Below are 24,448 nucleotides of genomic sequence, written 5' to 3'. Positions count from 1 at the left end.
TTTACCCACCAAACCCAAGAGAGCAGAATTATAAATTATAAATTATGAATTGGGGAGAATAAATAAAAATAATCTCCTAACAACTGGCTCCCCAAAAAGGAAACTTCCTACTTTCTTATTAAGATAATCGATAGAATTACTCAATTTTGCTTTAAAAAATCTCTCGCTAAATAGAAAGCAGCCAAACTACCGGAGACGGTAATTTCCCGCGGATTAATTTCCTGTAAAGGTCGAATAATAACCTCAATTTCCTCGGTAACATCTAACTTTTGTTGACCGGTGGGGGTAGCATTAAGAGCCAAAAAAATATGAATTCTGTTAGTATCTTTAACAGGATTATCGTACAAAACAGCCAGAGGTATTAGAGAATCACTTTGATAACCAGTTTCCTCCTCGAATTCCCGACGCGCTGCCGCAGTAATATCATCTTCACCCGCATCTACTGCCCCAGCGGGAAATTCCAATAAAATTTCCTTAACTCCGTGACGATATTGACGAACAAAAACTAATTGATTATCCCCAGTAACTGGAACAACTAAAACAATTTCAGGACGAATATTAACGAAATAATCATCGATAACTTGTCCAGAGGATAACCTCACCGCGTCTTGACGGACTTGACACCAACGATTCTGAAAAACTAGCTCGGATTTAATAATTTGCCATTTTTTTAAATTAGTCATCGATAATCCTGTTATAATTGTCGTAAAATTACTAAACTCTTTCTCAGATAATTATAACTAAGCTAAGACGCATTTTAACTGCTTATTCTTAGATTAGCCGAATCTCCCCCAATCCCTTTACTCTTGCCTATTGCCTATTGCCTATTGCCTCATCTCAACAAGCAATTTCAATACTTAACAGCTGATCTAGGGACTATTCCTGATAAAATTAAATTTTATACTCTCATCTCCCATGGCGTTAATTCAATGGTATCCCGGTCATATTGCCAAAGCAGAAAGAAAACTCAAGGAACATCTTAAACTCGTGGATGTGGTCCTAGAAGTGCGCGATGCTCGCATTCCTTTAGCTTCCCATCATCCCCAGGTGGACGATTGGATTGGCAATAAACCGCGCTTATTAATCTTAAATCGTCTCGATATGATTCCCGAATCTGCCCAGCAACAATGGGTAACATGGTTTAAAAGTCAAGGAGAAACCGTCTATTTTACTAACGCTAAACAGGGAGAAAGAGTTAAAGCAATTATCAAAGCGGCGGAAAAAATTGGCGATGAAATTAACCAAAAACGTCAAACAAGAGGAATGTTACCGCGTCCAGTGCGCGCCGTGGTGATCGGGTTTCCCAATGTGGGCAAATCTGCCCTGATTAACCGTTTATTAGGGCGAAAAGTCGTCGCCAGCGCCCGCAGGGCCGGAGTAACGCGACAATTACAATGGGTACGAATTTCCGACACCTTAGAACTATTAGACGCGCCGGGGGTGATTCCTTCCCGTTTAGAAAATCAAAGGGATGCGGTGAAATTAGCTATCTGTGAGGATATTGGGGACGCTGGTTATGATAACCAAAGGATAGCGGCGGCTTTTGTCGATTTATTAATAGAATTACACTATGAAGGACTCTTACAATCTCGTTACGGGTTGAATACCCTAGACATGACTGGGGAGGATTTTATCGAAAAATTGGCCACTCTCAAATATCAAGAAGATAAAGAAAGGGCAGCCATGCAGTTACTCAATGATTTTCGTAAGGGAATAATCGGGGCTATTCCCTTAGAATTGCCCCCTTCCTCTTAAAATCGCCTGTTTTTACCTCAATAGTTAATTCCGCAATTTGTCAAAATTACCGTCTGTTAGTCCACTGAGTTGCCGATAAGATTAAAGAAATCGGTAAAGTTGCGAGGATCGATCGAACCCTGAAGGAAGATAGGGAATAAACGACAGAGATAACAAAGACTATGGGCAAACCGACTGGCTTTATCGAATTCCTGCGTGAACTTCCTTCCGAACTTACCCCCCTCGATCGCCTTCATAATTGGGATGAGTTTCATCTTCCCATGCCAGAAGATAAACTCCGCAATCAGGCCGCCCGTTGTATGGATTGTGGTACACCATTTTGTCACACGGGAACCCTAATTAGTGGCATGGCCAGTGGTTGCCCGATTAATAACCTGATTCCCGAATGGAATGATTTAATCTATCGAGGATTGTGGCGAGAAGCCCTCGATCGCCTCCATAAAACCAATAATTTCCCCGAATTTACCGGTAGAGTCTGCCCCGCCCCCTGTGAGGGTTCCTGCGTTCTCGGTATTCATAATCCCCCCGTTACGATCAAAAATATTGAATGTTCGATTATCGACAAAGGTTGGGAATCCGGTTGGATTACTGCCAATCCCCCCGCCATCCGTACCGGCAAAAAAGTGGCCGTGATCGGTTCTGGACCTGCTGGATTAGCCGCCGCCGACCAGTTAAATAAAGCTGGTCACTGGGTGACAGTTTACGAACGGGCCGATCGCCCCGGGGGACTATTAATGTACGGTATCCCCAACATGAAGTTAGATAAGGAAGAAGTCGTTCTGCGTCGTCTCCAGATGCTCGAACAGGAAGGGGTAAAAATGGTCTGTAACACGGAAGTGGGCAAGGATATCAGCAGCCAAGACCTATTAAACGAATACGATGCCGTGGTTATCTGTACCGGGGCTACCAAACCCCGGGATTTAAACATCGAAGGTCGCCAATTAAAGGGCATTCACTTCGCTATGGAGTTTCTCACTGCTAATACAAAAGCACTACTAGACGGACAGCCCGGGGAGGATTTTATCTCGGCCGCGGCTAAAGACGTAGTAATTATCGGCGGTGGTGACACGGGAACCGACTGTGTGGGGACTTCCCTGCGTCATAACTGCCGTAGCGTCACCCAATTAGAAATTATGCCGCAACCGCCCCGGGAACGGGCTGCCGATAATCCCTGGCCCGAATGGCCAAAAATCTACCGTCTGGACTATGGACAAGAGGAAGCGGCCGCCCGCTTTGGCGATGACCCCCGGGTTTATACCACCACAGCGACTAAATTCCAGGGGGATAGCGAGGGCAACGTGACGGGGATTCACACGGTACAGGTGGAATGGCAACGCAACGAAAAAGGGCAGTTTATCCCCCAACCGGTGGCAGGAACGGAAAAAGTCATCCCGACACAATTAGTTCTATTGGCCATGGGATTTTTGGGACCAGAACAGCCTTTACTCGATGATTTGGGACTAGAAAAGGATGCCCGCAGCAATATCAAGGCCGAACACGGTCAATTTGCCACTAGCTTACCGAAAGTCTTTGCAGCGGGGGATTGTCGTCGTGGTCAAAGTTTGGTGGTTTGGGCGATTAATGAAGGCCGCGGGGCCGCCAGAGAATGCGATCGCTTTTTGATGGGGGCGACGGATTTACCTTAAACCAGTAGTTACTCCCGCCATTGTCCTGACTTGCTGGGGGTGTTTTCTCCTTGTTATCGTCAGGGCCAAAAAGAGGCCTCAGAAATGGTCATCAAAACCCAACTGCTGGTCAAACCTTCTCAATCTCAACAGGAGGAGGAGCGAGGAAACAATTTTCCCGATTGCCTATCCGCTCCCTGTTTAAACTGTTGCCGCCGATGAATCAAGCACCATCTGTTCATTGGTGGGTAACTCCAGACAATAACCCGCACCGTAAACGGTTTTAATATAACGAGGATGACGGGGATCGGGTTCTAGTTTCGTTCTCAGATGGCGAATATGAACGCGAATAGTCTCGATATCATCATCGGGATCGTATCCCCAGACTTCCTTGAGAATATCACTGGGGGAAACGGTTTGACCGTGACGTTGGAGAAGACAGTGCAGTAACTCGAATTCTAGATGGGTTAACTTGACCACACCTTCAAACCAGACCGCCTCAAAACGTTCGGGGACCAGGGTTAAAGGTCCAAAACTGAGTATTTCTGAGTGTTTAGCGGCTTGGGGAATGCGATCGGTGCGTCTCAGGAGAGCGCGCACCCTAGCTAACATTTCCTCCACCTCGAAAGGTTTTGTCAGGTAATCATCGGCACCGGCGTTAAAACCTTCCACTTTATCTTGGGTTTGTCCCAAGGCCGTGAGCATCAAAATCGGGATGTCGGCCGTGCGTTCATCTCGTCGCAAACGCTGACAGACGGTAAAACCATCGACTTTGGGCAACATTAAATCCAGCATGATTAAATCGGGTTGTAACTGGACGGCCAAGGCCTGGCCTTTAATCCCGTCCTCTGCGGGATTAACGTCATAACCCGCCATCTCCAGGTTGATGGAGACTAATTCCGCGATTGCAGGATCATCATCGATTACAAGTATTCGGGGCATTACCAGAGTGTTATGACTAAGGGTTTGGGTAGGGGGTTGCTAAATGTGTTCTCGCTGACATCGCAACTAGGGCTTTGTCTCTCAAGGGCTTGAGTTTAGCACAACATAAAGAATCCTGTACTGATTATAAGCATGATTGCTAAATTCGGTTTCAATTTGTGAAATTTTGCTGATCTAAGTCTCCTCAATGTTAAGAGTTTCTAAGAAGTGTGAAGAATGTCAAGCAAAAATTGATATTGGTGCTAGACTGCACCCTCTCTTATCCAAAGATCAACTAGGGAGCAGTTTTTCACTAATCTTTACAATTGCGCCATCTCGATCGATACCGGTTTCAACTGGCTGGGAAGTCCTTCTAGAGCCAAATTTCTCCCCTCAACTCCCCCGGCGGCACTGTAAAAATTCTTAATAAAATTACCGATCGATTCAGTTTAATCTACCAAAATAGGCGGTTTTAGTAAGCATCTGTAACGAACCCGATCCATTCTACTCATCCCAACAGGTGATCATAATATGAGCGTTAATTTATCAACTCAACTGCGAGAAGGCACGAAAAAATCCCACACCATGGCAGAAAACGTCGGTTTTGTCAAGTGTTTTCTCAAAGGTGTGGTGGAAAAAACTTCCTATCGCAAACTGGTGGCTAACCTCTACTTCGTCTATTCGGCCATGGAAGAGGAGATGGAAAAACTTCGTAGTCATCCCGTCGTTTCCAAAATCTGTTTTCCTGAACTCAATCGCAAAAATGCGCTGGAACAGGATTTATATTTTTATTTTGGTCCCAATTGGCGCAACGAGATCGCTTTATCTCCCGCAGGTCAGGCCTACGTTGACCGGATTCGGGAAATCGCCACAACAGAACCCGAATTATTAGTCGCTCATTCCTATACCCGTTATCTCGGCGATCTGTCCGGGGGGCAAATCTTGAAAAAAATCGCCGAAAAAGCGATGAATCTGGAAACTGGTGGCACAGCTTTCTATGATTTTAAAGATATTCCCGACGAAAAAGCCTATAAAAACCACTACCGTCAAACCCTCGACCAGTTACCGGTAGATCAAGCTATGGCTGATCGCATTGTCACCGAAGCTAACGCCGCTTTTGGCATGAACATGAGAATGTTCCAAGAGTTGGAAGGTAATCTGATCAAAGCGATCGGAATTATGCTCTTTAATACTCTCACCCGTCGTCGCAGCACCGGCAGCACCGAAACCGGATTGGCTACCGCCGAATAGTAGTCAAGAAAACCTAAAAAAACGGAAATTCTAGAATTAGGGTAATGGTTAGCCATGATTATTATCTTAATTTCAGAGTTATCCGTTATATTTTTGCTTTTTATTCGGTCGGCAGGCGTCAGGAGTCAGTAGTCAGTAGTCAGGAGTCAGGAGTCAGGAGATTATTTTTATTTATTCTCCCCACACCCTACACCCTACACCCCACACCCCAATCTCCCCGATGATCGCGAAAAAACTTCATCAAGAGGGGAACAACTTCCAGTAAGATGAAAAATGGTCAGTGAAAAAGCTAACCGAAATTTATTGTCGGAAATGGTAACACCGCCCCATTTCCCCAGACCCTAGAGGCTAGAGTCAGGTAAACCAGCGGATAAAAATTGACATCCATGAGTGCAGACATTTTCGATCGAGTTAAAAAAGTTGTTGTGGAACAATTAGAAGTAGAGCCGGAAAAAGTTACCCCCGAAGCAAGCTTTGCTGATGATCTGGAAGCGGATTCCCTCGATGTGGTCGAGTTAGTGATGGCTTTAGAGGAAGAATTTGATATTGAAATTCCGGACGAAGCGGCCGAACAAATTGACACTGTAGGCAAAGCTGTCGCCCATATTAGCGAGAAGGTAGGAGCAACCGCCTAATTATTGCGGGAAAATTGACAATTAGAATTAAATATCTGGGGCAAAATCTGCCCTTATTTTTGAACAAACATGACAGAATTGCCATTAAAAAGGGTTGTCATCACGGGGATGGGTGCGATCACTCCCCTCGGCAATAATCTAGCAGACTATTGGACAGGCTTAATCAACGGCAAAAGTGGCATTGGTTTAATCACCCACTTTGATGCCTCCCGTCACGCTTGTCGCATTGCTGGGGAAGTGCGGGGTTTTGACCCCCACGACTATGTGGATCGCAAAGAGGCAAAGCGCATGGACCGTTTCGCTCAATTTGCCGTAGCCGCCAGTTTGCAAGCACTGCAAGATTCTCGATTAATTATCGACGCTCTCAATGCCGATGATATAGGCGTACTAATCGGTACGGGCGTGGGTGGCCTAAAAGTGCTGGAGGATCAACAGGAAATTTACTTGACAAAAGGTCCGAGCCGGTGTAGTCCCTTCATGATCCCGATGATGATTGCCAATATGGCCGCCGGTTTAACCGCCATCCATACGGGGGCCAAGGGACCGAGTAACTGCACCGTGACCGCTTGCGCTGCCGGTTCCAATGCCATCGGCGATGCTTTTCGTCTAGTACAAAGGGGTTTGGCCAAAGGGATGATCTGCGGTGGGACGGAAGCCGCCGTTACCCCCCTAGGATTGGCTGGTTTTGCCTCCGCTAAGGCCCTGTCCACCCGCAACGATGACCCCACCCGGGCCAGTCGTCCCTTTGATAAGGATCGGGATGGTTTTGTCATGGGGGAAGGGGCAGGAATCTTGATTATAGAGGAATTAGAAACGGCCTTAGCTCGTGGGGCGCGGATTTACGCCGAAATGATCGGTTATGGTCTGACTTGCGATGCTTATCACATGACGGCACCGGTTCCCGATGGTCGTGGGGCCACCAGAGCGATCGAATTAGCGATCAAAGATGCCGGTTTGACTCCGGCGGAAATTAGCTATATCAACGCCCACGGCACCAGTACGGGGGCCAATGATCCTACGGAAACCAAGGCGATTAAAAAAGCTTTAGGAGAATCGGCCTACCAAATCCCCGTCAGTTCCACCAAATCGATGACAGGTCACCTTTTAGGGGGTTCTGGCGGCATTGAAGCCGTGGCCACGGTGATGGCGATCGCTAATGATCGGATTCCCCCGACTCTCAACCTAGACAATCCTGACCCCGATTGTGATCTCGATTACGTCCCCTACGAAAGTCGTCAGCAGATAGTTAACGCTGCCCTCTCCAACTCCTTTGGATTTGGCGGCCATAACGTCACCCTAGCTTTTAGAAAATATGCTTGAGTCGATGCCCCTGAAAGAGTAATCTGTGAGTGGCTCCCTCTTTAACCTGGTCTTATTTTTGTAGTTCATTCTAAAAAACATTATGGTTGTCGCCTCCCAATCCCTCGAAGAACTTTGTATTAATGCCGTGCGTTTTTTAGCGGTAGATGCCGTAGAAAAAGCTAAATCCGGACATCCCGGACTGCCGATGGGAGCCGCTCCCATGGCCTTTGTCCTCTGGGATCAATTCCTGCGTTTTAACCCGAAAAACCCCCAATGGGTCAATCGCGATCGTTTTGTTCTCTCCGCCGGTCACGGTTGTATGCTGCAGTACGCTTTGATGTACCTGACGGGATACGATAGCGTTCCCCTAGAGGAAATTAAACAATTCCGGCAGTGGAAATCGAAAACCCCCGGTCACCCCGAAAATTTCGTCACGGAAGGGGTGGAAGTGACCACCGGTCCTCTGGGTCAAGGGATTGCCAATGGTGTGGGTTTGGCCCTAGCAGAAGCCCATTTAGCGGCCCGTTTCAACAAACCGGATGCCAAAATTATCGACCATTACACCTATGTGATTTTGGGTGATGGTTGCAATATGGAGGGGATTTCTGGGGAAGCTTGTTCTTTAGCTGGTCACTGGGGTTTAGGCAAGTTAATCGCTCTCTACGATGATAACCATATCTCGATCGATGGTTCCACCGATATCGCTTTTACCGAAGACGTGAGCAAGCGTTTTGAAGCCTACGGTTGGCACGTTCAGCACGTCGAGAATGGTAACACCGATTTAGATGCCATTGCCAATGCGATTGCAGCTGCCAAAGCTGTCACCGATAAACCCTCGATGATTAAAATCACCACTACCATCGGTTATGGTTCCCCCAATAAGTCTAATACCGCCGATGTTCACGGGGCAGCTTTAGGAGCAACAGAAATCGAGTTAACCCGGAAAGCATTGGGTTGGGAATACGAGCCGTTTGTGGTTCCCGATGAGGTGTTAAATCGTTTCCGGCAAGCAGTGGACAAGGGAGCGACGGCAGAAACGGACTGGAATAAGTTATTTAACGAATATCAGGCCCAATATCCCGCAGAAGCGGCTTTATTTGAACAGTTAACCACCGGTCAACTGCCAGAAGGTTGGGAGCAAGCTTTACCGGTTTATAAACCCGAAGATAAGGCTCTCGCTAGTCGTAAACACTCGGAAATCTGCTTAAATGCCCTTGCGGGGGTTTTACCCGGTTTAATCGGTGGTTCGGCGGATTTAACCCACTCTAACTACACCGAATTAGAGCATTTTGGTAATTTCCAAAAAGGCAGTTATCAGGAGCGTAACGTTCACTTTGGCGTAAGGGAACACGCGATGGGGGCGATTTGTAACGGTATTGCTCTCCATAACACGGGATTGATTCCCTACGGGGCGACTTTCCTGATTTTCACCGACTATATGCGGAATTCTATCCGTTTATCGGCATTGTCAGAAACTCGCGTCATCTGGGTAATGACTCACGATTCCATTGCCCTAGGGGAAGATGGACCGACTCACCAACCCGTGGAACACGTTGCTTCTCTGCGCGCTATTCCTAACCTGTTAGTCATGCGTCCGGGAGATGGTACGGAAACTTCTGGAGCTTATAAAGTAGCGGTGAGCGAAAAGAAACGCCCAACTTTATTGGCTCTCTCCCGTCAAAATCTGCCCAATTTAGCGGGAACTTCCCTTGCGGGTGTGGCTAAAGGTGCTTATGTTATCACCGATTGTGAAGGTACTCCCGATGTCATTCTCATCGGTACGGGGGGCGAGTTATATCTCTGCGATAAAGCGGCTGCGGTGTTAAAAGAGGCAGGAATTAAAGCTCGCGTCGTTTCTATGCCCTGTTGGGAGCTATTCGAGGAACAATCGGCAGAATACAAAGAATCGGTATTGCCGAAAGCAGTGAAAAAACGTCTCGCGGTGGAAGCTGGTTCAACCATGGGTTGGCATCGTTACATCACCGATGAGGGGGATGTGTTGGGGGTTGATACCTTCGGTGCTTCTGCTCCAGGGGGTGTGATTCTAGAGAAGTTTGGTTTTACTGTGGATAACGTGGTAGCGAAGGCAAAAGCGTTGTTAGGTTAATTACCTGAAATCTTAGCTGTAATGAGTCAGAAAAATCTGGCTCATTTTTTTGTTTTTCTATTGTGACTGTCAGTCAGTGGACTAGGGGTCACGTCAGGCAGTTTAATCAAAGCATGGCAAAGGACAATTTAGCTCAATTTGGCAGATGTTTACATAATGCTCGTATTCAAAAGGGTTTATCCCAAGAAAGGTTGATAATTAAGCTTTTCAACATTGATAATGTACCTCTTGCGAACAGGAAACACTATAAACCTTTAAGGGCAGCAAATAAATAATTAGCTAAAGTCACTCCATCTACTCCTAATTCTGTCCTTTCTTTGGCCGCTAAAATGCCAGCTTGAGCGTGTAAATAAGCCGCTAATGCGGTTGCTTCTGGGGGATTATCCAGCATTTGGGTTAAGAATCCGCCGATTAATCCCGTTAGGACATCACCGCTACCACCTCGCGCTAGAGCGGAGGTACTTTCGGGGATTATATACATTTTACCTTCCGGGGAGGCGATTATAGTTCTGGCTCCTTTTAATAAGACAATTGCACCACTTTGTTGAGATACTTCTTGAGTGATATTAATCCTATCTTGAGAACCTGATAAGTTAGGAAATAAGCGTTTAAATTCTCCCCAATGTGGCGTTAAAATTGTCTTATTCTGACGAGATGATAATTTTTCCATGCCCGATCGAGCCAAAATATTTAAAGCATCGGCATCGAGTATAATCGGTTTATCACTATCTAAAACCTGTTCGATAATAGCGGGATTTTCTGTGGTTAATCCAGGACCACAGGCGAGGGCATGATAATTATTTAATTCTAGGGGAAGTTCAGCAATAGCTCCCACGGCAGTTTCGGGACAATCGATAATTAATGCTTCTGGTAAATGACTAATTAATAAAGATTTAAGGGCAGCAGGAACGGCGATGGAAAGCATTCCCACACCACTACCTCGCGCTCCTAATCCGGCGAGAATTGCCCCTCCTGCATAACGACGAGAACCACAGATAATTAATAAATGTCCCTGCTGATATTTATGGGTAAGTAGAGGACGGGGTAAAGGTAAATAAGGGCGAATTAGATCGGGATTAACTCTCATAATTGGCGGTGAATCTTGTAGAATTGTTTCTAGGTCAAGGGGGCTAATTCCTATATCAATTAACTCCACTTTACCCAGATAGGGTAAGGCCAAATCTTGTAAAAAAGCTCGTTTCCAGAGTCCCAAACAAAAGGTATGAGTGGCTTTAATTGCTGTGCCTAAAACCTCTCCGGTGTCGGTGTGAATTCCCGAAGCAATATCGATACTAATTATCGGTTTTTGCCAACTATTAATTTTATCGACTAATTCGGCCACATCTCCCGATAAAGTCCTTTCTAAACCAAAACCGAAAAGACCATCGATAATTAACTGACAAACCTCCAAAGATTCTAAAGTTTTCTGAAAAATTAAGCCTAAATGCTTGACATAATTAGCCTGTTGTGCTGTTAACTCCTTGAGTTTGGCGATCGGACAAAAAAGAGATACTTGATAACCAGCGAGATGTAATTCTCTAGCAATCACGAGAGCATCGCCGCCATTGTGACCAGGACCGACGATAACACCGATTTTGGGGAAATCAGCCAAAGAATAAGACTTTTTAAGCTGTTGTGCCGTTAACAGGGCCGCCTTTTCCATCAAAGCGGCCACAGGCATACCAGAGGCAAAAATCGCCCCTTCAATGCGACGCATCTGCTCGCTATTAACCACATTTGACCGATAATTGTAGCTCATTCGAGGGATAAATTGCCTGTTAACAGGTCTAGATAACTTTTTTGCCGAAAAATTCCCAATTAGCCGTTTTTTCTTATTTTGCAACAAGTCTATCGTACAATTAGTTTCAGAAAAAATATCAGTAATATCTGTGAATTTATTGTTATTTCATATTCCTTCGATCGCTGCGGGCGTTGTTGTTGGCGGTGTCGTGATTGCATCTGGGGGTTCGGGGCTTCAGTCTGGTGTGGCAGCGATCGCAACTGGGGCAAGTGGTTTTGCGACATCTGCTTTGCTGATACAGTCACAGTCTAGTAAACAAGGTAAGCTTGAACAGGAACGCGATCGGCTAAAGCAAGATATTGAAAGACAAAAACGAGCTTTACCTTTTGGGGCAGAGCTAGAATATTTGCAACGGCAACGAGAATTATTGCGACAAAACGTCAGCGAACTTCAACAACAGGAAGAAGATTTACAAGAAAGGGTGAGGCTAGTTCAGCAAAATCCCCCTAATCTAGAAGAGTTGGAACAACGTCAGCAGAAAATTGGTGAATTAAAAACACAGATCAATGAAAATAAAGGGCGTTTACAGGCGATCATTGATCAGATTGCGGAACGGGAAAAGCAACGGGATGGTTTGCAAGAGGTGACTTCGCAGTTTTCGCAGAAGCAAGAAGAGGTCAGAGGACTGACTGAACGATTACACGAACTCAATCAGCAAGCGGCAGAGTTAGAACTTTTCCGTAGCACCTATGATGCTCTGCGTAAAGATGCTCAAAATCTAGAAACTAAACAGCAGCATTTACATGCAGAAATTCCTCGGCTTGAACAAGAGCGCGATCGCATTTTGTCAGAAATCGGCACGATGGAGACAAAGGCGCAGCAGGTTGATGGACTGCGGGTACAGATCGAAAATTTAGATGCAGACTTGCGTACTAAACGTTCGGAATTAGGCAGTTTAAAACGTCAGCTTGAGCAATTAAATTCTGAGAAAAGCTTGTTAGATGGGCAGATCTTGTCCAAAGAAAATGAGTTAAAAGAATTTCAGAAGAAAATTCGTGAAGCTAAAGGCGATCTTGAGGAAATTGAAAATGGTTTTAAACAGGCATTTCAAGCACTAGAAACGCCTATTGAACTTGCTGCAAATCAGCCTAGACTCTTTGCTAGTGAGACAGAATTTTTAACACTCTTTAGACAATATTTGAATGGCAAGGGTTTAATTTTCTCTGAACGTACAGTCAAAGCTTTCCATACATCATTAAAAGTACAGGATATTTCAGCCTTAGTAATTTTAGCTGGCATTAGTGGTACAGGTAAAAGCGAGCTTCCCCAAGCCTATGCTAATTTTATCGGTGCGCCATTGGTAATGTTACCTGTACAACCTCGATGGGATTCTCCACAAGACTTACAAGGTTTTTACAATTACGTTGAGAAAAAGTATAAACCTACAGATTTGATGCGTTATTTATATCAACATCAGCATCAATCTAATCTTAAGGGAAGAATAGTTATGGTTTTGCTTGATGAAATGAACCTTGCAAGAGTGGAATACTATTTCAGTGATTTCCTTTCTAAGTTGGAAACTAGAAGAAGTAAGAAAACATACCTAGACTTGGAAGCAGGCAGTTTAAAGCTAAAAGATGAACAAAAGCAAGTTCTTATTCCTAATGAATTTTTATTTGTTGGCACAATGAATGAAGATGAGACTACCCAATCGCTTTCCGATAAAGTGCTAGATCGAGCCAATATTCTTACCTTTGGTCGTCCACCTGATTTGCAATTGTGTGGGCATAAGCAAACAAGTCCTCCAATACCTACCTATGTATCTTGGGATGCTTTTCAGGGATGGACAAAAGAGCCAAGCCCTGATTTAGCCAAAAAAGTTAAACACTATGTAGATGAAGCCAATGACATTATGGAATCATTGGGTCGTCCTTTTGCCCATCGGGTGTTTCAGGCATTTACCAAATATGTTTGTAATTATCCCAATCCCGATCGCGATGAGGTGATTCGTAATCAGGCGATCGCCGATCAATTTGGTCAGAAGCTTTTACCCAAACTGCGCGGGGTAATGGTTGAAGAAAAAAATGTGAAAGAAGCATTGGATAAGATGGAATCTCTACTGTCGCAACTTAATGATGAGCCACTCAATCAAGCTTTTAAGAAAGCGCGTGAGGGGCAGTATGGACAATTCCAATGGAAAGGTATGGTGTATCCCCAAGATTGAGGTTGAATTTACAAACATCAATTTACAACAATCAAGGTAATCAGCCAATGTTAATCTACGCTAACCTCACCGACTATTTGCAAGATAAGTCCTGTTTAAATGGATTACCTCAATTGCGCGGAAGAGATCGTCCTTTTTTAGTATTAGAAGATGACGAAGAGCTTACCAAACAATATCCATTTTTGATGCAACGTCAACCTAGTATTTATGAAATTGGCTTTCCTTGGGTGCAAATTACAGACTGGGAACAACAAAAGGCAATTGCTCAGAGGCTTAGTATTGAGGTAAAAACAGGAGCAATAATTGAGTTAAATTTAGCTGACGAAGTATTAGATGCGACACAAATTAGTAATGATGAAAACGAAGTTGAGAAATTTAAAAAAGAGCTTGATCAACGATACGATCACATAACAGCCGATATGATCGCTCTATTTATCGGGCTATTTGACGCTTTGTTGGGAGAGGATAAACATAGTTCACAATACCCATGCTTTTTAATTAATATTCCTCAGCTTTTACTTGATTTAAGTCAAGAAGATGCACAATTACCGTTAGTGCTTGCTCTCAACCGCCGCTATGAACTACGTCATAAATTAGAAATAATTGCGCCAAAATTGCGATCGCAACTCAATCGCAAAGCAGAAATGATCCCCCTCGGACGCATTCAGGAAATGGATGCTTACTGTTTAAGAGATTATGTCCGTCGTCCTGGACATGATGCGATCGAAAAGGCAGGCGCAAGACAGGAACTAATGGGGATTCAGCGCTATCAAAACTTTAATACCCCCGAAAATCGCTTTCTTAAAGGTTTTTGCAGTCTATTACATCGCGAATGTGGAGAATATAAAGGAATAGGAGAGGCTGAACGTTTAGAAAGAGCTATTGATCGCTTTCGTCAAGAGCCAAGCGTACAAACTATTCCCCGTACCGATGTTTTCGCGATCAAACCTAACTATGTCTTACAACAAAATCCCATCTATCGCAGCTTCTATCAAGCCTATCTCGATTATTTAAAGCGGCGAAGTGAAAAAGAAAATATTTGGGGCTTCCGTCAAGGACTGTTAGTAGATGTGGTAACAGTTCTATTAGTTGCGGCGCTGTTAAATATTGAGGGAAGTTATATTCGTCCTACTGCAGCGGTAAATGTTTCAGGTGTGCCAAACTATGGTCGCTATTTATTGATGGATTTACCACTAATCATTGATTGCATATTACAAACGGCAGCTTTTACTTTTGAAATTATTCACCCGACTAACCCCAAGTCAGGGGATTTAGAACTAAAAGTAAAGATGCAATTCTTTACTACAAATTTATTAGAAAGACCAAAGCACTATGAATTGCCATTGCCAATCTGGATTTTTTGGTATAAGCCAAGCAATGCAATTTTAAAATCAATGGCACAGGATCAACAGGAGGTAATTTGCCTTTATCTATATGAAAATCTTTCTGTAATTAATGATACAGCGGCAAGCAATAGTCAGATAAAAATATGGAAATTACCCAATCCTATTGATGAAAATCTTGAAGAAGGAATGACATTTTTAACTAATCATTTCTGTGAAGCTTTTCGAGGATGGATAACATGAGTTTAGTCCTTCAAGTAATCGAAACTGTACTGAGTGAGCCAAGTAGATTTATTCGAGAACGCGCTGAATTAAATCTACCTGATTCTATGAGTTCTTTTCCCTTTCGTAAAAAACAAAGAGAAGCAGTAGAACTTGCCTTGTCTAATGCTCCTCTAGTAGCGATCGCAGGTACACCCGCCAGTGGCAAAACGGAAATTGCATTAGCATCTCTGGAAACTGCGATCGCCCATCAACGATCTACTTTAGTTGTTGTTCCCTTTGCCAGTACTTTCAATCGTTACGAAAACCTTCCTTTACCACCTTTACAAATTACCAGCGATCGCGACTATCGGCAAAATGTGAAGACATGGCTCAGGCAACAAGTCGCTGAACCAAAACTAGATTTTTTACCTCCCCATTGGCTAGAAGATTCGCTCTTTGAAGAATTACAAATAAAGCGCAATCGTCAATTTTGGCTAAGGTTACTTCGTGAAGAAGATTCATTAGCAAAAATCCAACAACTAACCCAAGCAGTCGCCGAAATATTTCCTAATATTCATCCAAAACGGCAAGAGCTTTTAGTCTATCGACTAAGCAAATCAGAAACTTTATTGGAACAAAGAGAGCGTCTGCATCAAGACTATACAACGCTTTCGGATCATGCCATTGAGCAAATCCTTGATGCGGCTTTACCTCATATCAAAGCACCGATATTATGTCTGAGCAATCAATTAGCGATTTTAGGAGAGCGAACTTTTGATTTAGTCATTGTTGAAGATAGTCACTATCTTAATGACTCAACATTGCAAGCGATCGCTACCCGCGCTAAGAAAATTCTATTACTTGGAGAATTAACAGAAACCATAAATCTATTCAGCAGACTATTTCAAAATCTATCCCCCGCCTATCGGTTACAACTGGCCGAAAATCATCGACTTCATCCCGATTTAGCTCATAAGATTTTCCCCGCATTATATCCAATGCAACCAACGCCTTATACACCATCTAGTCACAAGCACAGTCCACTATCTCAAGGAGAACATCGTTTAAATTGGCTCAATATCAAAACTGCTGAACAAATCCCTAAATTATTACAGCAATCCCTAGAAAGCTTTCCTGATCAACAGTCTAGTGTTCTCACTTTTTCATCAGAGCTACGCGATCGCCTACAACAAATCCCCTATTTGTCCAACTCGACTATTAGCACTGTTCAAGATTGGACAGGAAAAGAATGTCAAACTTTATGGATTGTTTGTGATAAATCTGAATCGAGCCAGCCTAATTTAACAGATATCCGTTTAGCTTTAACGAGAGCTAGGGATAAAATTACCATAATTGGTGATTGGGAATATTATCAAAATACCTTTGATGCTCTAGGCTCTGATTTCCACTTTGTACGAGATATTGCAATTGAGGAGGGTTAAATGATGCAAATCTTTTGGGAAGTTACAGGTTATTACGAACGTCTCGCTGATGATGGGCGCACAGTTGCTCAAACATCATTAGCCAATCTATTGACAGATTTTCGGGCGATCGCTACCGACCAAAAACGCTATCACTTACCCGCAGTTCACCAATCTTTTGGACTCAATTTCTTACCCGTTAATGCTGTTACTCATCTGATGGAGCAAACATCAGGGCGAGTACCTTTACTTGCCGATCAAACTTTACGTCCGTTCATACAAAATTCCAGTGAGTTGACATCACAGCAATTTAAATACCGATTTGTCAGTACTCAGCTAACTAGAAATTTTGCTAAGAATCTAGAATATGACGATCCACAAATTCCTAGCAATTTTGGTGATCGTTATGAAGGTACTTATCAGTATGAAATTCCACTCAAAAACGTATCTAATCCAACTATCCAAAATATCCAAACTGAAGCCATTAATAACTTGCGTCAGTTCATACAAAATCATCCACTAAAAGCTCTAAATCTGGTACTTCGCAGTAAAAATCCTGAGCTATTTGCTATTCCATTGCCTAATAATTGTACGGCTTGGCTGCAACCTAATGAGCTGCATCAGGCTTTACAAAGAGCTATTCATATTCTCCGCAGTGAGTCTGAAAATAATTTTCCTAGTGATGAACTTACAGAAACTGTTCAAAAGCTTGTCATGGCTTATCGTGCTAGATATCCTGAACAAGTAATTATTAGCGATCTAACTATCGCGAATATCACAGCTAAAACAGATATAAAAATTGGTAGAGGTATTCATCGTCAAACTTTAGAAGAATTAATTAGTAGCGCTCAAAAGTTTCTCTTGATTTGTAGTTATCGCCTTGAAGATCAAGCGATCATACAAATGATTGCCGAAAAATCAAAACAAATCCCTATTTGGATTCTCACAGATTTTAGTAATGAAGTGCAAGATCGAGTCGATAGTAATATGGATGGACAAAGAGTCAGCGATCTAGATTACGCTAATTCCGCTCTCAAAAAGCGTAAGTGCTTAGCAATGTTGAGAAAAGCTGGCTTAGGTTTTAGAAGTGGTAACTTCCACATCAAAACTTACATTAGCGAACAATCAGCTTATCTGGGTTCCTGTAACCTTACAGGAGGTAGTCTTGAACGCAACGGAGAAGCAGGAATGCTATGGCAGAATACATCAGAACATCAGTTTCTCGTTGAATATTTCCGCTACCTATGGACGCACCAAACCACATCTCAATCTATACCTTCACCTAATGGCTTTTGTAACGAAAGTCTTGAAAAAATTAGCGGATTGCCCCCTCAGAGTGATCGCTTTCTCGATCACCATGCTTTCAAACAAGATCTATTACTTTCACTCCAGAATTTTGCTGGGCAAGAAATTCAGATATACACAAGAAACTTTCAACCGCTACCACCACAACTTAATTTGCTCACTAACCCTCGCAATCGCATTTTTTACGGAAATTACGATGCTACAAACTTACAAACTAGGCGACGAATCCTTAATCTTCATGCCAAAATCATTATAATTGGCTCTCAAGTGGCTTATCTTGGCTCTCAAGATTTTGCTTTTAGCCCCAATCCATTACTGGATTTGACCTACAGAACCACCGATCCTCAAGAAATTAGACTGATTACTCAACAAACTCAAAACCTACGCTCAAACCGTGACTAAATTAATCAATCTAGAATCCTATATTGAATGCTGCCAATACGCTCATTTATTTGTAGAAGATCCCGCAAAGTTAATTCCCAATCCAAACGGTTTGCCTTTAGCATATCGAGATTTTTGTAACCGTCACCAATCTCAGTCATTTTTACCAATTCCTGCAATCACGATCGCTCAACCCAAAACCCTCACCCCGCGCAAGAGTCAATTACCACAACAAAATATCGGTCTAACATTGCCCGATAATTCCTCAGAGCAAATATTTATTGTTAGAGAAGCAAATTCACTGGTTTTGCGATCGCTACAATCCCGTTATATCTATGCCAATGTCTATCGCTACTGGAGTTATGTAGAACAACTACAGCAATTTACTCACTCAGATAAACCATTAGTTATTTACGATCTCGATAGCTTTACCCCATCCCAAATTACTCCCCTCACATTTCAAAATTACGGTAACGCTCCCTATCCTATTCCGATTATTGATACGCGATCGCTTAAAAAATATGATGCTCTCAAATTATCTCAGTCTTACGAGAAAATATACAATTCGATTTGTTTAGAGATCGCCAATAAAATTGTCCAAGACTTAAAACTTGATCCAAATAACCTTTTAGAAGTTTGTAATTACATTAAAAAAATTAATCTTTTCCAAAATAAAGTTATTGAATTTAGTTCTTCCGAGTATATTTCTTTGATTATAGAAATTAATCATCGTTTCTATTCCTATAATTTATCTCGAACAAATCTTGAGGGTATAATTTATCGCCACTGTCCTATCGACGATCTAAATAAAGTTATCAGTGAAAACCAAAACTATCACATTGTTTTACTCAGTAGTTATGCGAAACTGCCAAGCGTTAAAAGAGTATTAGAGCAACAATTTCACGAAAACTTACTGGTTTTAGATCTTAGTGTAAATAATTTCTCCAAAATCTGGCAACGAAAGCTAGGGAATAACTTCGCATTATATGGACAACAATTAGATCGCATTAGCTTCTTTGTGAAAAGAGAAGGTAAAGAGATTGAAATCAGCTTGCCAGATAAAATTTGTTATGAAGGAGAACAAGAAGCTACTATATATGGTCAATACCTAAAAGATGGAAAATTAGAAGAGAATTTCCCACTAAGAACTAAGGATGTAACTCTACCATTTCGGATTAATGACGAGCCGTTTTTAGATAACGAAACAGGTGTAGAGCAGATTTACAAAATTGAAAATCAATACCTTGATCAGACTCCTAACCTAGACATAAAAATTCGCTTTCGTCTTAAGCCAGGTCTTATGCCCAAGTTAGAAATATTAGATAATTATGATCGGATACTTGATTCTAAATTAATTGACCGTGAAGAACTCGCAATCTCAGATACATTAGGCTTTATTTCAATACAAGCAATTCTGACATTTCGCAACAACAAATCACAAAGATTCATTAATATTCTTAAAACACAGGATATTCAAATTCCAATAACTTTATCAGATTTTACTCGAACAATAAATGAATATATTACAGATACAGCAAGCCAAAATAATATTGATTCTCTAATTTCGGTTACTCGCTCTTTTCTAAATCTTATTAATAACTATAGCAATATTGAGAACGAAAGCAACAATGGATTAGAGGTGTATGTAATAGATGACAAAGATAAAAATCAGAATCTAGAAAATTTTACCAAAAATTATGAAAAAATTGACAAGAGAATAAACGAGTTTCTGGAAAATATAAAATCTAATTATAGAGATATTTATAAAAACATATTTCAGATTTTAGGAAAAAGTTTTGCGTTTTCAAATTGTCTAAATCTAGATTTTCTGTATTATCCAGATCAAATTTATTATGGAAATTTACTACTAAAAAATATTCGCAATATCTATAGTATTCACCTACACAATATTGCTAGAATGTCATGTACTAATCAAAGAAGAAAAGCTTTTTGGTATTTATTTAATATAAAATCTAAATATCATAAAAAAGAGTTTTATAAAGTAGATGATTACATTTGGGGATACGCAAGGATACTATTGTGGTATGCAAACCCTGAGAGTGATTGCTTATCGCTCGAAGTTTTTAGTCAGCACTTCACAGAGATACTAACCCATTGCCTTACATTAAATGTTTCTAGAGATCACAATTATCTAAGAGATGCACTAATTTCTCTAATTTATCTACTTACTTTTCGTGAAATTGATCCTCACTTTGTTGAGCAAGGTTCTCCTGCGTATGCTCAATCTAAACAACTATGCGAGCAATTAGTGCCAAATCCAATTCGATCCAGAAAAGCTAATATTGACGTGTCGCTAAATCAATTCTTTGAACAGTTACTTGACGGCTCTGCCACCCAAGAGCAAATAAGTAATATGATTGAAATCGATTAATTTAAAAAATTTCTTTAGCGATCTTACAGTGAGCTTCTCGAAGAATTATTTAACTTATCTATCCTATGGATTGGTTTTAGCAAAGCCAAGCGAACGAGAACTAAGAATATTGCCAGTATTACGCTCCTTTAGTCCTAGTTATGTTTGGCAACCCTAAGCAGGAGAAGTTTACAACCCGCTTATGACATCCCCAAATCTGAAAAACAAGCTTAATGAACTGCTAACCTACATTAACCTCACAAGCAAAGACGGGCATAACTAGACTGTTAGGCATACCTATCACGGCTATATCAAGCAACTCTTATTCAAGAGGTAGTGACCTGGCACGAGATCCCTTAACCTTGTTGTCAATATTTCGCAATATATTTGCACCGAGAGCATAGGCATATAAACTTGCGGGTTCAAAGCGAAATCGTATATCTTTGTATAAAAAATTGTCATCTCTAATAGTTTTACTTGTCACCAAGATCGGTTGAGATATACCTGGATTCTTTTTTAAAAATTCTATGCAGTTGTCCAGTTCGGAAGGTGTACTATGAGTGCGATCGCTCCACTTAACCTCAACTATCCAAGAAGGTGATTGATGGGCAGCATCTAAATGTACAATATCAATTTCTCCAGTTTTCCATCGTGCGTAATAAAGCTCAATCATTTTACTGTGCTGCCATTGACTAAAAATAGCGGTTTCAGTCATGGCTCCCATCGCCTTAGAGTCTGTTTCAAGCTGACCAAATAGCGCAGCGCGCATTGACGGATTAGTTAAATAGACTTTAAAGCAAACTGCTCTCTTAAACTTTTTAGCGTTTTGATCAATTCTCTCTACTCGGCGGATTAGGAATGCCGCCTCAAGATACTCGAGGTAACGTTTGATAGTGTTTTTAGCTACACCAGAGGATTGCGATAACCCCTCGATACTTACTTCGTTGCCTGAATTATACGCCAGGGTTGTGAAAAGTCTATTCAGTTCTTGAATATCACTAATCCCATAAAGGCTTGGCAAATCTCGAAGTAAAACTTTGTCAATGATATCGCTTTTAATATATTGCCCAGGATCCTGTCGAATCGTTTCAGAAAAGACAGCTTCTGGATATCCACCGAAGTTCAAATAATTAATAAAAGTCTTATTCAACTGATCAATATCTTTAGACACAAACTCATAGATCTTAGATGGATAACTAGAATCTTCAGAGTCATGGACATTTGTCTCTATTAATTCATTTTCTTTTCCTATAAACATTAAATATTCAGCAAAGGTTAGCGGTGGCAGGATATAGTCGCTGAATCGACCAGCACCAGACTCAGTGCTTTTAAGCCTTAGAGCAGCAGCAGCAGAGCCAGTAGCGACAAATCGACAGATTGGAAATGAATCAACCAGGGATTTTAGATGAATTTCCCACTCACGCAAGTATTGAATTTCGTCAAAAAAGACAAATAGCCTCGAATTGCGATCATGATTGAATAGTTCCTGAAAATACTTAAGTATCCGCTCTAATGGAAGTCCTGTATAAATTGGAGTTTCAAGAGAGACATATAAAATATTTACCGCACTAATGCCAGAATCTAGGAGCAGACGAATAGTGTGATAAACCATGACAGTTTTACCAACACGTCTGGGTCCCATCAAGACTGTTGCTCGACGCACACTTGTGTCCAAGATGTTTTGAGAAAAAGCCTCAAAGTACTTGCGCCGTGGCGTATCTTCATAGATTATTTTTCCCTTACGGTCTGTCTCCCACCAAGGATTATCAAATTGAAGGCGGGAGAGGATGTCTTCTTTTGCGATCTCGAGCATAAGACTAAAGTTAGAGAGCTAATCTTAGTCTAGTCGAGAGTCAAACTAAGGTCAATCAGTTAATCTTATTTTGAGATCTGAGACGGAATCATCAATGAGCGTTGCTGTATCTAAAGCCTAACCCTTCGTTGGTGCGGACCGAATATCGGTTGTAGGTAAGTGCCAGGGTTGTCTGTCGCCGCACAACTTCACCGTTATTTTGACAAGAGGGAAGAAGGATTTTCTCAATTCAAACCATAACAATTGATGATAGATATATAGCGCTTTTGACGTTACTAAGGTATCGACAAGTTTTGCCAACAAGGGACTTAAGCCCCTTGCCCATGCCTCATTCTGATGAAAACTGCTATAATGCTCAACGGATTTAGTCTCGGTGAAAATTTAACGGGAGAGATAGCGGCTTTGAGCGCGGCGGCGCTTTGGGCGATTTCTGCGGCGATTTATAGCCTATTAGGCCAGAAAATCCCGCCTTTATTGCTTAATTTTCTGAAAGGAGTAGTCGCGATCGCTTTAATTGCCCTGACGCTGCCCCTTTCCGGACAATGGCGCGATATTAATCAGCAAAGTTCCGTATTTATACTCTTGACAAGTGGCGCAATTGGTATAGGAATCGGTGACACGGCCTATTTTACCGCCCTTAATTATTTGGGACCGCGAAAAACCCTCCTGTTAGAAACCCTTTCGCCTGCCTTGGGGGCGATTCTGGCGGCGACTTTTTTGGGGGAATCCCTGAAAATATCGGCTTATATTGGTATTATTTTGACCATCTTCGGGGTTGCTTGGGTTATTTCCGAAAAAACTCTCGAAATCAATAGTCAACGTCCTTGGCGGCGAGGAATTGCCTGGGCTTTAATTGCAGCGATTTCCCAAGCAGTGGGGGCGGTTTTATCTCGTCAGGCACTGGTGCAGTCGGGAATGTCTTCTTTGCAGAGTACCCTTTTTCGTCTGTTAGCGGGGACGGTAATAGTGTTAATTCTGATGTTTTTTCGCCGTCAGGAATCATCACCACCAATTAACTGGTCATTGCGTCTGATTGCTATTATTATTGTCACTGCTTTCGGCAGTACGTTTTTAGGAATTTGGTTACAGCAAACTGCTTTAAAATTCTCTCCTGTGGGTATTGCCCAAACTCTCACCGCCACCAGTCCTTTATTTGTCTTACCGATCGCTGCCATGATGGGGGATCGGATTAACTTGCGGGCGATTTTCGGGGTGATGATTGCTTTGCTAGGAATTGGGATTTTGTTTCAATGAGTGGATCTCTACCAACCACCGCCGCCGCCACCACCATCGCTACTGCCGCCGCCGAAATCACCACCATCATAACCACCACCACCATAACCATCATAACCGCAATAGTCGCTATTGCCGTTGCTGCCACCACTGCGGCCACCTCGACCATTGCCACCAACGGCACAACGAAAATAAACAAAATAGAGAATTAACATCAAGGGAAAAGACACTCCCACCATCAGGATAGCCAAAACAAGATGAAGAATGGACATTGCGATTTGAGGCTTAAATTCAGTTTGTCGCAACCCATAAGCACTACGGAGAAACCCGCTTACAACTGTTACACCTGCTCGAATACCCTCTTCGTAGTTTCCCGTTTTGAAGCTGGGAATCATGTAGGTGTAGATAATATCCTTGACCTGAGCATCGGGTAAAAATCTTTGGACTCCATAACCGGTCTCGATTTCTATCCGTCTATCCTTGAGGGAAACGAGGATTAAAACCCCGTTATCTAGGGATTTTTTGCCGATTTTCCAACGATTAAATAGGGCTGTGGCGTAGGCTTTGGGGGTAGGATAGGGTAAGGTATTGGGGACGGTGACAACAGCAATTTCGGCGCTGGTTTCTGCCTCTAATTTGGCTATATCACCGGAAATTTGCGTAATACCCGCCTGACTTAAAAGATTAGCTCGATCGCTGACCCATAATCCCCCTTGCGGATTTAGTTTCGGTATCTGTTCGATGGGAATAGCGTTGACTAAGGAAGGCAAAATAACAGGGGGAAGAGCGAACATTGTCATCAGAAAAATTCCTAGG

At 42.4% G+C, this 24,448-nt stretch carries 17 protein-coding genes; 12 read left to right on the top strand and 5 right to left on the bottom strand.

Annotated features, from left to right (window positions below; all coding sequences use genetic code 11):
* Window positions 1–140: 140 nt before the first annotated feature.
* Window positions 141–683 (bottom strand): NUDIX hydrolase, encoded by a 543-nt coding sequence (locus MiAbW_RS13315; protein ID WP_151696500.1) that lies wholly within the window; start codon window positions 681–683, stop codon window positions 141–143.
* A gap of 232 nt (window positions 684–915) precedes the next feature.
* Between MiAbW_RS13315 and ylqF the strand changes: the two genes are divergently transcribed.
* Both ylqF and MiAbW_RS13305 read left to right on the top strand, forming a co-directional pair.
* Complete coding sequence (ylqF, locus tag MiAbW_RS13310; protein ID WP_151696499.1) at window positions 916–1,755, top strand: ribosome biogenesis GTPase YlqF; 840 nt, start codon at window positions 916–918, stop codon at window positions 1,753–1,755.
* Between the two features lie 161 nt (window positions 1,756–1,916).
* Entirely contained in the window at window positions 1,917–3,401 is a 1,485-nt protein-coding gene (locus tag MiAbW_RS13305) for a glutamate synthase subunit beta (RefSeq protein WP_151696498.1), read from the top strand.
* A 180-nt stretch (window positions 3,402–3,581) separates the two neighbouring features.
* Here the strand turns inward: MiAbW_RS13305 and MiAbW_RS13300 are convergent, their stop codons facing one another.
* Window positions 3,582–4,322, bottom strand: a complete 741-nt coding sequence (locus MiAbW_RS13300) for a response regulator transcription factor (RefSeq protein WP_151696497.1) — start codon at window positions 4,320–4,322, stop codon at window positions 3,582–3,584.
* Between the two features lie 510 nt (window positions 4,323–4,832).
* Between MiAbW_RS13300 and MiAbW_RS13290 the strand changes: the two genes are divergently transcribed.
* From MiAbW_RS13290 to tkt, 4 genes are all read left to right on the top strand, one after another.
* Window positions 4,833–5,552, top strand: a complete 720-nt coding sequence (locus MiAbW_RS13290) for a biliverdin-producing heme oxygenase (RefSeq protein WP_151696496.1) — start codon at window positions 4,833–4,835, stop codon at window positions 5,550–5,552.
* Window positions 5,553–5,938: 386 nt separating this feature from the next.
* Window positions 5,939–6,187, top strand: coding sequence for an acyl carrier protein (locus tag MiAbW_RS13280; protein ID WP_151696494.1), 249 nt, complete (start codon window positions 5,939–5,941; stop codon window positions 6,185–6,187).
* A gap of 69 nt (window positions 6,188–6,256) precedes the next feature.
* Entirely contained in the window at window positions 6,257–7,507 is a 1,251-nt protein-coding gene (gene fabF, locus MiAbW_RS13275; RefSeq protein WP_151696493.1) for a beta-ketoacyl-ACP synthase II, read from the top strand.
* 82 nt (window positions 7,508–7,589) lie between these two features.
* Window positions 7,590–9,596: a transketolase gene (gene tkt / locus MiAbW_RS13270; protein ID WP_151696492.1), complete on the top strand. Its 2,007-nt coding sequence runs from the start codon at window positions 7,590–7,592 to the stop codon at window positions 9,594–9,596.
* 244 nt (window positions 9,597–9,840) lie between these two features.
* Here tkt and MiAbW_RS13265 read toward each other — a convergent pair whose 3' ends face one another.
* A complete protein-coding gene (locus MiAbW_RS13265) occupies window positions 9,841–11,355 on the bottom strand; it encodes an NAD(P)H-hydrate dehydratase (protein WP_151696491.1) in 1,515 nt (504 codons plus the stop codon).
* A 130-nt stretch (window positions 11,356–11,485) separates the two neighbouring features.
* On the opposite strand from MiAbW_RS13265, the gene MiAbW_RS13260 reads away from it, so the two are divergent.
* From MiAbW_RS13260 to MiAbW_RS13240, 5 genes are all read left to right on the top strand, one after another.
* Complete coding sequence (locus MiAbW_RS13260) at window positions 11,486–13,561, top strand: McrB family protein (RefSeq protein WP_202981358.1); 2,076 nt, start codon at window positions 11,486–11,488, stop codon at window positions 13,559–13,561.
* A gap of 47 nt (window positions 13,562–13,608) precedes the next feature.
* The gene (locus MiAbW_RS13255; RefSeq protein WP_238707287.1) at window positions 13,609–15,147 is read left to right on the top strand and encodes a DUF2357 domain-containing protein; all 1,539 of its coding nucleotides are present in this window, start codon (window positions 13,609–13,611) and stop codon (window positions 15,145–15,147) included.
* Window positions 15,148–15,233: 86 nt separating this feature from the next.
* Entirely contained in the window at window positions 15,234–16,550 is a 1,317-nt protein-coding gene (locus MiAbW_RS13250; protein WP_238707286.1) for a hypothetical protein, read from the top strand.
* Window positions 16,551–16,553: 3 nt separating this feature from the next.
* Entirely contained in the window at window positions 16,554–18,236 is a 1,683-nt protein-coding gene (locus MiAbW_RS13245) for a phospholipase D family protein (protein ID WP_238707285.1), read from the top strand.
* Window positions 18,229–20,607: a hypothetical protein gene (locus tag MiAbW_RS13240; protein ID WP_151696486.1), complete on the top strand. Its 2,379-nt coding sequence runs from the start codon at window positions 18,229–18,231 to the stop codon at window positions 20,605–20,607. Before MiAbW_RS13245 ends, MiAbW_RS13240 begins: the two co-directional genes overlap by 8 nt.
* A 301-nt stretch (window positions 20,608–20,908) precedes the next feature.
* Here MiAbW_RS13240 and MiAbW_RS13230 read toward each other — a convergent pair whose 3' ends face one another.
* Entirely contained in the window at window positions 20,909–22,399 is a 1,491-nt protein-coding gene (locus MiAbW_RS13230; protein ID WP_151696485.1) for an ATP-binding protein, read from the bottom strand.
* A 351-nt stretch (window positions 22,400–22,750) separates the two neighbouring features.
* On the opposite strand from MiAbW_RS13230, the gene MiAbW_RS13225 reads away from it, so the two are divergent.
* Window positions 22,751–23,653 carry a DMT family transporter gene (locus tag MiAbW_RS13225; RefSeq protein ID WP_151696513.1) on the top strand — a complete coding sequence of 301 codons (903 nt, stop codon included), beginning with the start codon at window positions 22,751–22,753 and terminating at the stop codon, window positions 23,651–23,653.
* An 8-nt stretch (window positions 23,654–23,661) separates the two neighbouring features.
* Here MiAbW_RS13225 and MiAbW_RS13220 read toward each other — a convergent pair whose 3' ends face one another.
* On the bottom strand, window positions 23,662–24,432 hold the full coding sequence (locus tag MiAbW_RS13220; protein WP_238707284.1) for a TPM domain-containing protein: 771 nt from the start codon (window positions 24,430–24,432) through the stop codon (window positions 23,662–23,664).
* Between the last annotated feature and the right edge of the window lie 16 nt (window positions 24,433–24,448).

The sequence above is a fragment of the Microcystis aeruginosa NIES-4325 genome, from assembly GCF_008974145.1.
Taxonomy (GTDB): domain Bacteria; phylum Cyanobacteriota; class Cyanobacteriia; order Cyanobacteriales; family Microcystaceae; genus Microcystis; species Microcystis aeruginosa_G.
This window is presented reverse-complemented; position numbering and strand designations above follow the sequence as displayed.

Coding starts and splice junctions, on each gene's coding strand:
- fabF (WP_151696493.1), top strand. CDS start 6,257: ATGACAGAATTGCCATTAAAAAGGGTTGTCATCACGGGGATGGGTGCG.
- MiAbW_RS13290 (WP_151696496.1), top strand. CDS start 4,833: ATGAGCGTTAATTTATCAACTCAACTGCGAGAAGGCACGAAAAAATCC.
- MiAbW_RS13265 (WP_151696491.1), bottom strand. CDS start 11,355: ATGAGCTACAATTATCGGTCAAATGTGGTTAATAGCGAGCAGATGCGT.
- MiAbW_RS13230 (WP_151696485.1), bottom strand. CDS start 22,399: ATGCTCGAGATCGCAAAAGAAGACATCCTCTCCCGCCTTCAATTTGAT.
- MiAbW_RS13255 (WP_238707287.1), top strand. CDS start 13,609: ATGTTAATCTACGCTAACCTCACCGACTATTTGCAAGATAAGTCCTGT.
- MiAbW_RS13245 (WP_238707285.1), top strand. CDS start 16,554: ATGCAAATCTTTTGGGAAGTTACAGGTTATTACGAACGTCTCGCTGAT.
- MiAbW_RS13305 (WP_151696498.1), top strand. CDS start 1,917: ATGGGCAAACCGACTGGCTTTATCGAATTCCTGCGTGAACTTCCTTCC.
- MiAbW_RS13315 (WP_151696500.1), bottom strand. CDS start 683: ATGACTAATTTAAAAAAATGGCAAATTATTAAATCCGAGCTAGTTTTT.
- MiAbW_RS13250 (WP_238707286.1), top strand. CDS start 15,234: ATGAGTTCTTTTCCCTTTCGTAAAAAACAAAGAGAAGCAGTAGAACTT.
- MiAbW_RS13225 (WP_151696513.1), top strand. CDS start 22,751: ATGCTCAACGGATTTAGTCTCGGTGAAAATTTAACGGGAGAGATAGCG.
- MiAbW_RS13300 (WP_151696497.1), bottom strand. CDS start 4,322: ATGCCCCGAATACTTGTAATCGATGATGATCCTGCAATCGCGGAATTA.
- tkt (WP_151696492.1), top strand. CDS start 7,590: ATGGTTGTCGCCTCCCAATCCCTCGAAGAACTTTGTATTAATGCCGTG.
- MiAbW_RS13280 (WP_151696494.1), top strand. CDS start 5,939: ATGAGTGCAGACATTTTCGATCGAGTTAAAAAAGTTGTTGTGGAACAA.
- ylqF (WP_151696499.1), top strand. CDS start 916: ATGGCGTTAATTCAATGGTATCCCGGTCATATTGCCAAAGCAGAAAGA.
- MiAbW_RS13220 (WP_238707284.1), bottom strand. CDS start 24,432: ATGACAATGTTCGCTCTTCCCCCTGTTATTTTGCCTTCCTTAGTCAAC.